General features: G+C 70.4%; 14 protein-coding genes. 1 reads left to right on the forward strand and 13 read right to left on the reverse strand.

The features are described from left to right. Positions 1–57: 57 nt before the first annotated feature. Both ACIBQZ_RS32480 and ACIBQZ_RS32485 read right to left on the reverse strand, forming a co-directional pair. A complete protein-coding gene (locus tag ACIBQZ_RS32480) occupies positions 58–528 on the reverse strand; it encodes a hypothetical protein (RefSeq protein WP_396092648.1) in 471 nt (156 codons plus the stop codon). A gap of 146 nt (positions 529–674) precedes the next feature. Beyond that, a complete protein-coding gene (locus tag ACIBQZ_RS32485) occupies positions 675–1,409 on the reverse strand; it encodes a hypothetical protein (protein ID WP_396092695.1) in 735 nt (244 codons plus the stop codon). A gap of 327 nt (positions 1,410–1,736) precedes the next feature. Between ACIBQZ_RS32485 and ACIBQZ_RS32490 the strand changes: the two genes are divergently transcribed. After that, a complete protein-coding gene (locus ACIBQZ_RS32490) occupies positions 1,737–2,939 on the forward strand; it encodes an arginine deiminase (RefSeq protein ID WP_396092649.1) in 1,203 nt (400 codons plus the stop codon). Between the two features lie 3 nt (positions 2,940–2,942). Here the strand turns inward: ACIBQZ_RS32490 and ACIBQZ_RS32495 are convergent, their stop codons facing one another. The 11 genes from ACIBQZ_RS32495 to ACIBQZ_RS32545 all read right to left on the reverse strand — a co-directional run bounded on the left by ACIBQZ_RS32495 (position 2,943) and on the right by ACIBQZ_RS32545 (position 13,820). Further along, the gene (locus ACIBQZ_RS32495) at positions 2,943–3,683 is read right to left on the reverse strand and encodes a glycoside hydrolase family 16 protein (RefSeq protein ID WP_396092650.1); all 741 of its coding nucleotides are present in this window, start codon (positions 3,681–3,683) and stop codon (positions 2,943–2,945) included. 21 nt (positions 3,684–3,704) lie between these two features. Beyond that, positions 3,705–4,589 (reverse strand): DUF5926 family protein, encoded by an 885-nt coding sequence (locus ACIBQZ_RS32500; protein ID WP_396092651.1) that lies wholly within the window; start codon positions 4,587–4,589, stop codon positions 3,705–3,707. Between the two features lie 39 nt (positions 4,590–4,628). After that, the gene (locus ACIBQZ_RS32505) at positions 4,629–6,080 is read right to left on the reverse strand and encodes a sensor histidine kinase (RefSeq protein WP_396092652.1); all 1,452 of its coding nucleotides are present in this window, start codon (positions 6,078–6,080) and stop codon (positions 4,629–4,631) included. Between the two features lie 84 nt (positions 6,081–6,164). After that, positions 6,165–6,962, reverse strand: coding sequence for a glycerophosphodiester phosphodiesterase (locus ACIBQZ_RS32510; protein ID WP_396092653.1), 798 nt, complete (start codon positions 6,960–6,962; stop codon positions 6,165–6,167). Then, positions 6,959–7,294 (reverse strand): rhodanese-like domain-containing protein, encoded by a 336-nt coding sequence (locus ACIBQZ_RS32515; protein ID WP_396092654.1) that lies wholly within the window; start codon positions 7,292–7,294, stop codon positions 6,959–6,961. Before ACIBQZ_RS32515 ends, ACIBQZ_RS32510 begins: the two co-directional genes overlap by 4 nt. 15 nt (positions 7,295–7,309) lie before the next feature. After that, positions 7,310–8,500 (reverse strand): LCP family protein, encoded by a 1,191-nt coding sequence (locus ACIBQZ_RS32520; protein WP_396092655.1) that lies wholly within the window; start codon positions 8,498–8,500, stop codon positions 7,310–7,312. 163 nt (positions 8,501–8,663) lie between these two features. After that, entirely contained in the window at positions 8,664–9,932 is a 1,269-nt protein-coding gene (locus ACIBQZ_RS32525) for an LCP family protein (RefSeq protein WP_396092656.1), read from the reverse strand. Between the two features lie 110 nt (positions 9,933–10,042). After that, a complete protein-coding gene (locus tag ACIBQZ_RS32530; RefSeq protein WP_396092657.1) occupies positions 10,043–11,008 on the reverse strand; it encodes an NAD-dependent epimerase/dehydratase family protein in 966 nt (321 codons plus the stop codon). Positions 11,009–11,093: 85 nt separating this feature from the next. Further along, the gene (locus tag ACIBQZ_RS32535; protein WP_396092658.1) at positions 11,094–12,773 is read right to left on the reverse strand and encodes a cation acetate symporter; all 1,680 of its coding nucleotides are present in this window, start codon (positions 12,771–12,773) and stop codon (positions 11,094–11,096) included. Next, a complete protein-coding gene (locus ACIBQZ_RS32540) occupies positions 12,773–13,171 on the reverse strand; it encodes a DUF485 domain-containing protein (RefSeq protein WP_396092659.1) in 399 nt (132 codons plus the stop codon). The genes ACIBQZ_RS32535 and ACIBQZ_RS32540 overlap by 1 nt, the downstream gene beginning before the upstream one ends. Positions 13,172–13,280: 109 nt before the next feature. Beyond that, positions 13,281–13,820, reverse strand: a complete 540-nt coding sequence (locus ACIBQZ_RS32545; protein WP_396092660.1) for a flavin reductase family protein — start codon at positions 13,818–13,820, stop codon at positions 13,281–13,283. Between the last annotated feature and the right edge of the window lie 155 nt (positions 13,821–13,975).

The raw sequence follows: 13,975 nt of genomic DNA on the forward strand, positions 1-13,975 counted from the left end.
CGGAGACCTACGTTCCCAATGGGTAGCGGGTGCGTTGATCGCCACACGAACGGGTGACTAATACCGGATCGCGGAGAAGAAGGTCAGCGACGCGGCCACCCGGCCGGCCTCCAGCAGCGGGCTCGCGATCGCGTCGACCGTGAGATGGCTGTCCTCACCGTCGGGCTGGACCCGCATCAGGCCCCGGGCCAGCCGCTCGCTGGTGAGCGCGAGCAGCGGCGGAATCTTCTCGATCTCCTGCTCGGTGAGGTCGCCCCCGCCGGCCGTGAAGTCGATCAGGCGCAGGGAGCCCTCGGCGCCGAGCAGGGGCTGCCCGACCGCGTCCAGGCCTTTGCCCAGTCCGAGGAGTTCGCTCGCCGACGGCGACACGGCCACGATCCTGAAGGCCACGTCGATGACCAGACAGGGCTCGACGGCCTGCCAGACCGTCGCCGCCCAGCGGTCGACGCTCGAGACGAACTCGGACTCGTCCGGCGTACGCGCCTGCGGCACAAACGCTCCCGAGAGTGAGAGCTCGACGTGCGCCACCCGCACCTCCTCCTGATCCGTGCCGGGCACCTGGCTTGACTCCGGCCGGACTGCCCGGGCCCGAAGCGTAAGCCTCGGCCGCTCGAGTGTCCGGCCGGCGTCGCTCGCGTCAACCTGCGACGGCGTGCGGTGCCCTGCAAGGAACGTTACCGGCGGGTCGGCCGCTTGTCAGCGGCCGTTTGGCCGCTTGGGTACCACCGGTAGTCGCCGCTCGGCCGATATGGCGCGTTTGCCCAGGTAGCGGGCTGTTGTGCCACGGCGGAGAGTTTGCTGGCGGTGGCGGGCGAAATCCGCGCGCCGCCGGCGATCAGCAGCCGGTCGAGCTCCTTGTGGGTGGCCACGAGACAGTCCTTGGGCAGACCGTGCACGCTGATCACCCCGGAGCCGACGAACGCCAGCACGGGGGTGACGGGCACTCTCAGCCCCACGGCGGAGCTCATGGCCCGGCCGGCCCGTTTGGCGTCGCGGCGCGCCTCGGCCACGTACGCCGGGCGCTTGCCGTTGATCTGCACGACGTCCCCGGCGATCAGCACCCGGGCGCGGCCGTGGTCGGCGACGGTGACGGCATAGACACCGCCCGGGCCGATCGCGAGGAATCCGGCGCGGTCGTCGGTGGGGTCGCTCTCGTGGCCCAGCGAATCGGTGCGGGGCCAGTCGACGATGTGCCAGGCGGGACCGAGCCGGTCGAGGCGGGTCAGTGCGCGCGCACCGGCGGCCTCGAGGCGGCGGGCGTCGCGCTCAGCGCGGCGGCGGCGGGCCCACTCGACGGGACTCTGGCGAGGCTCGAGCGCCGCGGGCGGTGCGGTGCGTCGAGGATCGATGGCGGGTGGATAGTTGCGAGACGGGACTGGCAGGGCGGGACGTGCGGGGAAGACAGTCACTGCGACCTCCGGCAAAAGGTCCATCGGGCTCTCTTTTCACTACGGTAAGTGTTGGACCCGGTACTCAAGCAAGTCATCGGATGGGACAGAAAGCGGAATGAGTGGGGATGAATGCCGCATTCACGCACATCCTCTTTTTCCGTATGGTGCATCACGCGACCTAGGGCTCCCAGGAATCCGAAACGTCCCCGCCAAGTTAGCCTTACCTACCTTGCTCGCGCAGCGTTGTCTCAAAATTCTGCGCGCTAAGTCACAGCTCGGCTCCGCGCCGTACGGCCACACCCCAGACGACGCGCCCGAACGGCGGCCAAGCCCTAGGCTCGGAGCGTGGCCCACTACGTCGACAGCGAAGTGAGCCGGCTAGCCACGGTCATGCTGCACCGGCCGGGCGCCGAGCTCGCGAGACTGACCCCGCGCAACAACGACTCCCTGCTGTTCGACGGCATCCCGTGGGTGGGCCGGGCCCAGGAGGAGCACGACGCGTTCGCCGCGGCCCTGCGCGAGCGCGGCGTTGAGGTCCTCTACCTGGGCGAACTGCTGGAGCAGACGCTGGCCGTGGGCGCCGCGCGGGAGGCGCTGACCGCGAGCGTGCTGGAAGCCCCGCGGCTCGGCGACACCCTGCGCGAGCGGGTCGCCGCCCACCTGGCCGACCTCGGGCCGCACGAGCTGGCCCAGGTGCTGATGGCCGGGCTGGCGCACGAGGAGGTCAAGCCGGGCGCCGGCCGCTCGGGCGGGCTGGTCTACCAGCTCATGGACCGGCTGGACTTCGTCATCGACCCGCTGCCCAACCTGCTGTTCACCCGGGACTCCTCGGTCTGGGTGCGCGACCAGGTCGCGGTCACCAGCCTGGCGATGCCGGCCCGCAACCGCGAGACCACGCTGACCCAGGCGATCTACACCCACCACCCGCGCTTCGCCGGCACCGAGCTGCTGCACCGGCCGGGCCTCGAACACGTCGAGGGCGGCGACGTGCTGCTGCTGGCCCCGAACGTGCTGGCGATCGGCGTCGGTGAGCGCACCACCCCGGCCGGCGCCGAGCGGCTGGCGCGCCGGGTCTTCGCCGCCGGGCTGGCCCACACGATCCTGGCCGTGCCGATCGCCCAGGAACGCGCCACCATGCACCTCGACACGGTCTGCACGATGGTCGACGTCGACGCCGTGGTGATGTACCCGAACATCGCGGACACCCTGCGGGCGTACCCGGTGACCGCCGGGTACGACGGTGAGCCGGTGGTGGGCCCGTCCCGGCCGTTCCTGGACGCGGCCGCGGAGGCGATGGGCATCGACCGGCTCCGGATCATCGACACCGGGCTGGACCCGGTCACCGCGGAGCGCGAGCAGTGGGACGACGGCAACAACACGCTGGCGATCGCGCCCCGGCTCTGCGTCGCGTACGAGCGCAACGTCGAGACGAACGCGCAGCTGGAGCGGGCCGGCATCGAGGTGATCGCGATCAGCGGTTCGGAGCTGGGCTCGGGCCGGGGCGGGCCGCGCTGCATGAGCTGCCCGATCGAACGGGCGCAGCGCTGAGGCTCAGGACCCTCGCACGTGCGAGACGACCAGCTCCGGCACGGGCACCGGCCCGTCGCCGGTGGCCTTGTCGGGGAAGTCGAAGACCGCCAGCATGAGCTGCACCGGATAGTTCGGTGACTGGTCGATCCGGCGCACCGGCGCACCGTCCACGGTGAACACCAGCGACCCGGGCTGCCAGTCGACCGCGTACGTGTGGAATTCGGTGACCTCGAGGTCCAGCGGCACTGTGGACCACTGTTCGGTCAGCCCGGGGTCGCGGAACTTGTGCAGCCCGATGCCGACGTCGGCCGAGCCGGGCCGGACCGCGTCCCCGAAGATCTCCATCACGCAGATCTCACCCGAGTGCTGCGGCTTGTCCTCGATGCCGGCGAGCCAGAAGGCCATCATGGAGTGCGGCGAGAGCACCCCCCGGGCGCGGGCCTCGATGTGGCCGTACAGCGGTGTGTAGCCCCAGAAATCCGGCTCCTCGCTGGCGACCAGCAGGTCGTCCCGGAACGGCTGCCCGCCGACCGGGCTGCCCACCGGCCCCGAGAAGCCGGCGCTCTGGATGCCCGAGACACGTAACGGCCCGTCGTGCAGCTCCGCGCACCACAGGCCCTGCTCGGGCGGGATGCTCAGGCGCAGCTCGCCGTCAGAGACCTGATACGTCGCCGCGGACGACGCGCGCGAACTCCAGTGCGGCAGGTAATACGGCAACCACACCTCGGTGTCGAGCGCGTCGCCGGCGAAGTGGTCCTCCATCGACGCAACGTACCCGGCTACCTACCGCAAAGTCAGCTGCCGACCGACCAGACCCTGCTTGGCGCGCCGGGCCGCGGCGTCCAGCGGACCGGTTTCGGCCAGGATGTCGGTGTAGCGCTTGGCGAAGTCGGCCAGCGGAGCCTCCCAGTCGCCGGCCTCCGGCTCACCGGGCACGTCCCAGACCGGCACCAGCAGGCCGTGCGCCCGGAACATCCCGGCGAACTTGGTGTTCTCGCCGAGCAGCAGGTCGCCGCTCGCGGAGAGCCGGGCCAGCGCGTCCAGCGCCGGGTCCTCCTCCTGTGGCAGCACCCAGCGCACGTGCGACTTGTCCGGCTGCACCCGGCACCAGTACGCGGCCGGTACGCCCAGCCGTACGGTCGGGTAGATCGAGGCGTTCGCCCGCTCCAGCGACGCCTTCACGTTCGGGTCCTCGGCCTGCTCGGCGTCGAGCCAGTACTCGAAGCCCTCGTGCATCGAGATGTCGAGCGGGCCGTCCACCAGGATGTCCTGCAGCCGCGGGCCCTCGCCCGGCAGCGCCGGCACCGCGACGGTGTCACCGGGCTCGGTCTTGAGGGCGCACAGGATCGCCACGGCGATGTCCCGGGACACGTCCCCGGACTGCACGTGCCGCTGCAGCCCGACGAAGATCCGGCCGTCCTGGCGGGTCATCGCCGGCCAGGCCATCGGCAGCACCGTGGAGAGCGTGACGGGGCGGTCCCCGTACTCGGAGATGATCTCCGGTTTGAGGGTCAGCGGCGCGGAAGCGGCCGGAACCAGCTCCCTCAGCGCGATCCACTCCGGCTCGTCGGCCAGGCCTTCGAACGGCCGGGCGACGAAGATGTCACGCACCTTCTGGCGCTTGGGGGCCGCGTTGGCGGCGGCGCGGGGGTTTCGACGCTTGCTCACGGCGAACCAGCCTATGCGGTGGCCGGACGATCGGGGCACTCAGGCTCGCGGGAGCCGGACCTCCGCGACCGTGCCGCCGCCCTCGCGCGGGCGCAGCGAGACCCAGCCGTGCTGCCGCTCCACGATCCGGCGGACCAGGTACAGGCCCAGGCCGGCACCCGGGTTGCGGCCACGGTCGTGCGAGTCGCCCTGCCAGTAACGCTCGAAGGCACGCTCGACGTGTTCCGGCTTGACGCCGACGCCGCGGTCGGCGACCCGGAAGGTCACCGTCGCCTCGTCGGCCGCCGCGGTCAGCTCGACCTCGGTGTCCGGGGCCGAATACTTGTCCGCGTTGGTGGCCAGCTCGGTGAGGATCGTGGCGAGCGAGTCGCGGTCGCCGAACGCCTTCGGCAGCTCGGTCGGCAGCCGGTCGAGCACCAGCCGGCGGCGCAGGTCGGCGGGCAGGTCGCCGGCGGCGTGCCGCAGGCCCTCCGTGAGATCGAACGGCCCGGGCGGCTGGCCGCCCACCTCGCCGTCGTCGCTGGTCGCCGAGAGCAGCCGGTCGACCAGCCGGGCCAGCTCACCGGCGCGCGCGCCGATCACCCGGACCGCCTCCTGCCGCCCGTCCTCGCCGAGGGTCTCCCAGTGGTTGGTCAGGGTGTCCGCGTAGCCCTTGATCACGGTGACCGGGGTGCGCAGCTCGTGGCTGGTCACGGCGACGAACAGGTCGCGGTCCTCGTGCCGGCGGTCCTGGTCGGTGGAGTCCCGGAACGTCACCACCCGCATCGACGGGGTGTGCGGCAGATCGCCCGCGGTGACCTTGAGCAGCCGGCCGGAGGGCAGCCGGTGCACCAGCACCTGGCCCGGCGGCGGCACCGGCAACTGCAGCTCGCGGCCCAGCACCTCGGCGGCGCTGCGCCCGGTGAGCTGCTCGGCGGCCGGGTTCCAGAGCTGCACGACGCCGTCGCGGTCGATGATGGTCAACCCGTCGGAGAGGGCGGCCACCACCGGGCCGTCGCCGTGCACCGGCAGGCCGGCCTGGTCGCCGTACATGTGGCCGATGTTGGTGGCGAGCAGTTCCAGCACGTCGTGGTGCTCGGGGCCGGGCTCGTCGACGGCGCCGTAGTACACGTGCAGGGAGCCCACGATCAGGCCGCCGATCTCGCACCGGGCGCCCAGCAGCCGGTGCCGGTCGCCGCCCTCGATCTGGCCGGCGAGCTCGTCGTTGACCGAGCCGAGCGGCAGCAGCTGGGTGCGGTCGCCGGTGGCCAGCGGGTTGTTCTCGCGGTCCACCCGGCGGCCCAGCGCGCGGGCGCAGCGGCCGCTGGCGGCGATGATCCGGCCGTGCCCGGGGCTGTACTCGGCGAAGCTGGCGCCGAGCCCGCCCAGCACGTCCTGGGCGAGGCGGACGAGCTGGTTCAGCACAGCCAGGCCGGCCTCGCCGGCGTTGATCCGGTCGAGAAGCGCGATCTGCCCTCGCGTCAGCGCGGCGTAGTCGGGTCGATCCGGCATGTCTGCGAGTCTGCCTCGCTTACGGGCTTTTGGGCAGGGCGGTTAGTGTGGATCTTGCCGCTATCCGGCAAAGAGTGTCAGGTGTCACACGGGTGGCGCCTTCTGCAGCCGGTCGAGCACAAACTTCGGGCGGTCGCTGATGATGCCGTCGGGGCGCTGGGCGAGCACCAGGTCGAGATCCGGCTCGTCGTTGACGGTCCAGATGTAGGTCTGGTGGCCGGCGGCGCGCAGCGCGGAGATCAGCTGGGGGCGGGACCGGATCAGGCCGATCCCCGGGCCGGCGATCCGGGCGCCGAACGGCAGCCGGCCGCGGCCCACGCCCGGTGGCACGATCTCCAGCAGGTAGACCGTCGGGATGGCCGGAGCCAGCCGGCGGACCCGGCGCAGCGCCAGCGCCGCGAAGGACATCACGGTCACCTGGATCGGGTCGTCCGGCTTCGGCTCGGCCAGGCCGTACCGGTGCAGCATCTCGACGAGCCGGCGCTCGACCTCGGCGCCGTACCGTGACGGGTGTTTGGTCTCGATGAGTAGCCGGACCGGGCCGCCGTGGTCACGCAGAGCACCCAGCAGACGCTCCAGGGTGAGCAGCCGGACGTGGTCGTCCTGCCACTCCTCGGTCGCCGCGGCCGGGTGCCAGGAGGCGAAGTCGAGCGCGTCCAGCTCGGCCAGCGTCTTGCCGCTGACCAGCCCGGTGCCGTTGCTGGTGCGGTTGAGCCGCCGGTCGTGCACGCAGACCAGGTGGCCGTCGCGGGTCAGCCGCACGTCGCATTCCACGCCGTCGGCACCCTCGTCGAGCGCGCGCAGATACGCGGCGAGGGTGTGCTCCGGCAGCGCGTCGGCCCCGCCGCGGTGGGCGAAGACCAGGGGTCGGCCGTCGGTCACAGGACGCGGGGTGGCTGACCGTTCTCGCTGACGACATCGCGGCCGTTGCCGGCCCACGCCTGCATGCCGCCGTCGAGATTGCGGACGTTGTCCCACCCGTTGCTCATCAGGTACGACACGACCTGGCCGGAGCGCCCGCCGGAGCGGCACACCACCACGACCTCGGTGTCGGCCGGGATCTCAGCGAGGCGCGCGGGGACCTCCATCATCGGCAGGTGGTGAGCGCCGGGGGCATGGCCCGCCGTCCACTCGTCGGGCTCCCGCACATCAAGCAGGTAGGCAGTGGCCTCGACCTGTGACGGCGTCACGCTGGGTACCTGAGGTCCGAACACGTGACCAGCGTAGAGCTACTTCTCCTTGGCCACGACGTCCGGGTTGCCGATGATGAAGTCCGCGAGTTTGTCCTGCTTGACGGCCCGGAACATGTCCATCGTCTTGGGCGTGATCGTCTCCCGGCCGCTGCCGTTGCCGGCGAACGAGCCGTTGTTGCTGCGCAGCAACACGAGGTCGTTGGCGGCGACACCCTTGAGGGTGAAGATGAAGTCGGCGACCGGCACGCCGCCGGTGTCCAGCACGAACGCCTTGCCCGCGGCCTTGATCAGCGAGCTGACCTTGACCGGGTTGGTCAGCACGCCGCTGTTGCTGGCCTTCTTCGCCATCGCCTTGATGAGCTGCTGCTGGTGGCGCTGGCGGTCGTAGTCGCCCTTCTCCAGGCCGTACCGCTGGCGGGCGTAGTCGAGGGCTTCCCAGCCCTCCATGTCGCGGCAGCCCTTCTCGTGCCAGATCGGCGTCTGGGCCTTGCCGGTCTTGCGGGCGTCGGCCAGATACATCGGCTTGCCGCCCACCATGACCATGTGGTGCGACTTGACCCGCTGGTCGACGCACATCCTGACGCCCTTGAGCGCGTCGATGACGCCCTTGAAGCCGTTGAAGTCGATGATCGCCGCGCCGTCGAAGCTGATGCCCGTGGTGTTCTTCAGCGTCTGCGCCATGAGCTGCGCGCCGCCGGCCCAGCCGCCGCCGTTCTGGGCGCCGTGGAAGAACGCCTCGGTGGCCTTCGCGGTGCCGCCCGGATACTTGCTCTTGGCGAACGCGGGCACCCGCACCTCGGTGTCGCGCGGGATCGAGACGAGGTACGCCTGGTCGTGGCTGGCCGGGATGTGCAGGATGATGATCGTGTCGGCGTGCAGGTCGTCGACCGCCCAGCGCTTGCGCGCGTCCACGCCCATCAGCAGCAGGTCGATCGGGCCCTTGAGGCTGTTGCCGCCCTCGGCCGCCGTCTTCTTGGTGCCGCCCAGCAGGTTGTCCTGGGTCACCGCGCTGGTCGCGCTGCTGACCATCCACTTGGTGCCGACGATGCCGGCGCCGCTGGCCATCATCAGGACCGCGCCGAAGACGAGCGTCATCTTCGCCCAGAGCGGGTCCCTCTTCTTGGCCTTCTTGCGGACCTGGGACGAGGCCGGCGGTGCCGGACGGTTGGGGGCCTTCACGGCGTCCCGATCCATCGACGAAACCCGTCGGGGGGTCTGGACGGTCATGCGCTCTCCAAGCGGTTCGGCATCCGGGCGGACATCACTGTACGTTCAACTTCGATCTCTTGCGAGGTCTCCGAGGTTTCGGATAAATGACACGCAGCGTTAAACAACGGCGCGAGCCGACGATTACCGCCGACCCGCGCCGTTTGCCCGGATCTTGTTCAGATCAGCCGTTGGCCTGGGTCGACGGCGCCGTCTTGGTCGACGTCATCCACTCATCCATCTTGTCGGCAGCGATCGCCTTGTACAAAGCAAGAGCCTTCTCCCGATCGGAGACCACGACGCTCTGCCCGGCGATGGTCTGCCCGCCCAGGTTGGGGCTGGTGATGAAGGTGAGGTTCTCGCCGCGCAGGCTGCGGAACTGCAGCGCCATGTCGGTCAGCGAGAAGTCCTGGTCGGCGGTGATCGCGTTGGTGGTCGCCTTCAGGAAGCTGTTGAGCTTCGCCGGGTTGCTCAGGGTGCCGGTGCTCGCCGCCTTGTCCATCAGCGCCTTGAGGAACTCCTGCTGGTGCTGCATCCGGGCGAAGTCGCCGCGGGCGAACTGCTTGCGCTGACGGATCCAGTCGAGCGCCTGGGCACCGTCCATGTGCATGGTGCCCTTCTTGAACTTGCGGAACGGCTTGTGGATCGAGGTGATGCTCTGCTCCACCTTCAGGTCCACGCCGCCGAGGGCGTCGGTGACCTCCTTGAAGCCGCCGAAGTCGATCGCCAGCACGTGGTCCAGGTGCACGTCGGTCATGCACTCCACGGTCCGCACCGCGCGGGGCAGGCCACCGAACGCGAACGCCGCATTGATCTTGGCCCGGCTGCCGCTGCTGCAGTCCGCCGAGTTGCCGGACGGGATCTGCACCCACAGGTCCCGCGGGATCGACACCAGCTGGGCGGATTTGTGGTCGGCCGGGATGTGCATGACGATCAGCGTGTCCGCGCGCCACTGGTTGGTGTCGTCCTTGGTCGCGTCCGGGTCCCGTGAGTCGCTGCCGACCAGCAGGATGTTGAGCGCGCCGTCCACCGTCTTGGCCGGCCGGCCGTTGGTGATGTCCTCGAACGCGTTGGTGCGCTTGAGGTCGTCGTTGAGGCCGTTGGCGTAGCCGTACAGGGAGATGCCGGCGACCAGGGCGCCGACCACCAGGACGGCGGCGGCCACGGCGGCGATCCGGCCCCAGTGCGGCTTGCGCTTGCCCTTGTACGGCCGGCCGGAGCCGGGCCCACGCGGCGGGCCGACCGGTCCGCCGGGGCCCGCGCCGGAGCCTCGCGGCGGCCAGTCCTCGCGGCCGGCGGGGGCTGCGCCGTACCCGCGGGGGACACCGGCGCGTGCCGATGCGGGACCGCCGACGCCGGCGCGGCCCGAGCCGGGCACCGAGGCCCGGCTCATCGAGCCCGGCACGGAAGCCCGGCCGGAGGAGCTACCCCAAGGGGACGTGGTCGCAGACATGACTTCAGGTTACGTACCGGGAACCAGGCAAAGCGTGCATCGACACTGGCGCGGCACGAAGGGAGGAGACAATTACTCTTCGTGAAACGTTCACTACCGGGCCGAAATGCTCAGCCCTTGAAGAAGTCGATCGTGCGCTTCAGCCCCTCTTCCGGGCCCACCTGCGGCTCGTAGCCGAGCAGCGTGCGGGCCAGGGTGAGGTCGGGGCGGCGCTTCTCCGGGTCGTCGGCCGTGCGCTCGACCAGGTCGATCCGCGAGTCGCTGCCGCACAGCCGGACGATCAGCTCGGCCAGCTGGAGCATGGTCAGCTCGTGCTCGGTGCCGCAGTTGATCGGGCCGGTCTCTGCCGAGTCGAGCAGCAGCAGGATGCCGCGGACCAGATCGTCGACGTAGGTGATGGACCGGGTCTGCGCGCCGGTGCCGTGCACGGTGATCGGAGCCCCGCGCAGCGCCTGGCTGATGAAGGTGGGGATGGCCCGGCCGTCGTCGGGGCGCATCCGCGGGCCGTACGTGTTGAAGATGCGCACGATCGCGGTGGAGAGGCCGTGGAACCGGTGGTAGCCCATCGTGGCCGCCTCGGCGAACCGCTTGGACTCGTCGTAGACCGAGCGGATGCCGATCGGGTTGACGTTGCCCCAGTACGTCTCCGGCTGCGGGTGCACCATCGGGTCGCCGTACGCCTCCGAGGTCGACGCCATCAGGAAGCGCGCCGCGTCCACCACCGAGCGGTCGAGCAGCGCCAGCGTGCCCACCGAGCCGACCTTGAGGATCTCCACCGGCAGCTTGGTGAAGTCGGTGGGGCTGGCCGGCGAGGCCATGTGCAGGATCGCGTCGAAGCGGTCGAGCAGCGCCGGGTGCGCGGGCAGGCCGTCGCTGAGGTCGGCCTCGACCATCGTGAAGCGGGGCTCGTCGGCCAGGTGCGCCACGTTCTCCTTGGCGCCGGTGATGAAGTTGTCGATCGCCACCACGGTGCAGCCCCGGGCCAGGAGGGCGTCGACGACGTGGGACGGCACAAAACCGGCACCGCCGCTGACGAGGATTCGATGGCCTTCGCCGTACCGCTGCTGCACTGACATGGTGGCAACTCTAAGCGACCGGGGCCGGCGCGCATTTCGCGCGTCGGCCCCGGGGCTGTTTCCGCCGTTGCCGGCTGGTGCTCGGCTAGTGCGCGCCGAAGCCGGTCAGCGACCGGACCTCGAGCTCGGCGTACTTGTCCTCGTCCGACTCCTTCGAGATCACCGCGCCGATCCAGCCGCAGAGGAAGCCGATCGGGATCGAGATGATGCCCGGGTTGTTCAGCGGGAACCAGTGCCAGTCGCTGTCCGGGAACATCGCCGTGGGCGAACCGGACACGACGGGCGAGAAGAACACCAGCACCACGGCGGAGATCAGGCCGCCGTAGATCGCCCACAGCGCGCCGGAGGTGTTGAACTTCTTCCAGAACAGGCTGTAGATGATCGCCGGCAGGTTGCCGGAGGCCGCCACCGCGAACGCCAGCGCCACCAGGAACGCCACGTTCAGGCTCTGCGCGAAGATCGACAAGACGATCGCGATCGCGCCGATGACAAACGCCGAGATCCGGGCCACCCGCACCTCGTCGCGTTCCGAGGCCTGGCCGCGCTTGACGACGCTGGCGTAGAAGTCGTGCGCCACGCTCGACGACGACGCCAGGGTCAGGCCGGCCACCACCGCGAGGATGGTGGCGAAGGCCACCGCCGCGATGATCGCCAGCAGCACCGCGCCGCCGGTGTTGCCGCCGAAGTAGTCGATGCCGAGCGCCTGGGCCAGCTGCGGTGCGGCCGTGTTGCCCGCCTTGTCCTGTGCGGTGATCGCCTTGCTGCCCACCAGGGCCGCCGCGCCGAAGCCCAGGGCCAGGGTGAACAGGTAGAAGGTGCCGATGATGCCGATCGCCCAGAGCACGCTCTTGCGAGCGATCTTGCTGGTCGGCACCGTGTAGAACCGGGTCAGGATGTGCGGCAGGCCCGCCGTGCCGAGCACCAGCGCGATGCCGAGCGAGAGCAGGTCCATCTTGCTGTAGAACGTCTTCGCCGCGTCGCCGGCGGTTTCCACGCCGTACCGCAGGCCCGGTTCGAGGAACGCCGTGCCCTTGCCCGACTGCTCGGCGGCGTCACCCAGCAGCGTCGACAGGTTGAACTTGTAGTGCGCCAGCACCAGCAGGGTCATCAGCAGCGCGCCCGACATCAGCAGGAACGCCTTGACGATCTGCACGTAGGTGGTGCCCTTCATGCCACCGACCACCACGTACACGATCATCAGCGCGCCGACCAGGATGATCGTGGCGATCTTCGCGGTGTCGGCGTCCATGCCCAGGAACGTGGTGCCGGGCTTGATCCCGAGCAGCAGGCTGACCAGCGCGCCCGCGCCGACCATCTGGGCGATCAGGTAGAAGATCGACACGACGATGGTGGAGACCGACGCCGCCGTGCGGACCGGGCGCTGGCGCATCCGGAACGCCAGCACGTCGGCCATCGTGTACCGGCCCGAGTTGCGCAGGAACTCCGCCACCAGCAGCAGCGCGACGAGCCAGGCGACCAGGAAGCCGATCGAGTACAGGAAGCCGTCGTAGCCGTACAGGGCGATCAGGCCGGCGATGCCCAGGAACGAGGCCGCCGACATGTAGTCGCCGCCGATCGCCATGCCGTTCTGGAAGCCGGAGAACGACCGGCCGCCGGCGTAGTAGTCGGTGGCCGTCTTGGTCTGCCGGCTCGCCCAGATCGTGATGCCCAGGGTGATCGCGACGAAGACCAGGAACAGCGTGATGGTCAGGGTGCGGCTGCTGGCCTGGCTCGCCTCGGCCGCGAGGTTCAGATGAGATTCCATTACTTGGCCGCCTCCTGGTCCGTCTCGGGGGCGTCGTCGCTGCGGGCCGGAGCCGCCGCGTCGGCGCGGGCCGCGGCGCCGGCCGTGAGGTCCGCGTTGATCTTGTCGGCGATCGGGTCGATCTCCTTGGCGGCGAACCGCGAGTAGTACCAGGCGATCACGAACGTCGAGACGAACTGCAGCAGTCCGAGCAGCAGCGCGACGTTGATGTTCCCGATGAGCTTCACGGACATGAAGCCCCGGGCGTACGCCGAGAGCAGGACGTAGAGCGCGTACCAGAGGAAGAACGCGATGGTCATGGGGAAGACGAAGTTGCGCAGCTTGCGGCGCAACCCGGCGAACTCAGCGGAGCGCTGGACCTCGAGGTACTTCTCGGTCGGGGTTACTTCGGTTGTCAACGTGGCTCACCACCTTCGTGGGGGCGGGTCTTTTCCGCACCGTACGAAGCAGTGGTGGCCGTCACTGGTCGCTGGTCAGGGGGTGCGCCGAGCGGCGGCTCTGTTGCGCTTACCGGTCGAGCCCCCGGTACCGGCCACGGAAGTGGAGCAGGGGCACGAGCCCGGCGTCGTCCAGCTGGATCGACTCGATGGTGGCCTCGACGAGCAGGCCCCAGCCGTACGGCCGGCGCTCGTCCAGCCGGCAGCCGGCCCAGGTGCCCGCTCCCGCCGGCACCGGCCCGTACTCCGTCCCGGTCCACCCCGGGCCGGCGAACAACCCGCCCGGCGCGGGCATCAGGCCGGCGAAGCGGTCGGCGAGCTGCTGGTCCGCCGGCCCCAGCGGGGTGACGGCGAAGCGCCCGGCCAGCGCGGCCGCGTCCCAGAACTCGCTCTCCTCGTCGACGAGCCCGAGCACCCGGCCGGGGCTGCCGTCGGCGACGAGCATCGAGGAGACGGTGAGGCCGGCCGGGCCGGGCGCGGTCCAGAGCGTGACCGGCGCGGCGAGCCGGCCCCGGAGCCGCCGGACCGCGGATCTGTCCTGCTCAGGGGTGGCGAACGGATCACTGGAGTGGATGTGCGCACCGGGCTCGACAGGTTTCACGGGAAACATTCTGCCGGTCGCGCGGTAATCTCTGTGCTGTGTACACCGCGTGCCCGCAGAGCTGGCGTCCGTCCTAGCGACGGCTGCCACCTCCGCACGCGCGGGCCGTCCCATCGGACGGCCCGTTTTCTCTTTCCCGGGGCGTCCGCCGACCCTCGAAGGAG

It is taken from the genome of Actinoplanes sp. NPDC049599 (assembly GCF_044465625.1).
GTDB lineage: Bacteria > Actinomycetota > Actinomycetes > Mycobacteriales > Micromonosporaceae > Actinoplanes.

What these genes read in the sequence shown, in the direction of transcription:
- ACIBQZ_RS32495 (WP_396092650.1), bottom strand. Translation starts at nt 3,683, where the DNA reads ATGGAGGACCACTTCGCCGGCGACGCGCTCGACACCGAGGTGTGGTTG.
- ACIBQZ_RS32505 (WP_396092652.1), bottom strand. Translation starts at nt 6,080, where the DNA reads ATGCCGGATCGACCCGACTACGCCGCGCTGACGCGAGGGCAGATCGCG.
- ACIBQZ_RS32520 (WP_396092655.1), bottom strand. Translation starts at nt 8,500, where the DNA reads ATGACCGTCCAGACCCCCCGACGGGTTTCGTCGATGGATCGGGACGCC.
- ACIBQZ_RS32525 (WP_396092656.1), bottom strand. Translation starts at nt 9,932, where the DNA reads ATGTCTGCGACCACGTCCCCTTGGGGTAGCTCCTCCGGCCGGGCTTCC.
- ACIBQZ_RS32530 (WP_396092657.1), bottom strand. Translation starts at nt 11,008, where the DNA reads ATGTCAGTGCAGCAGCGGTACGGCGAAGGCCATCGAATCCTCGTCAGC.
- ACIBQZ_RS32535 (WP_396092658.1), bottom strand. Translation starts at nt 12,773, where the DNA reads ATGGAATCTCATCTGAACCTCGCGGCCGAGGCGAGCCAGGCCAGCAGC.
- ACIBQZ_RS32545 (WP_396092660.1), bottom strand. Translation starts at nt 13,820, where the DNA reads ATGTTTCCCGTGAAACCTGTCGAGCCCGGTGCGCACATCCACTCCAGT.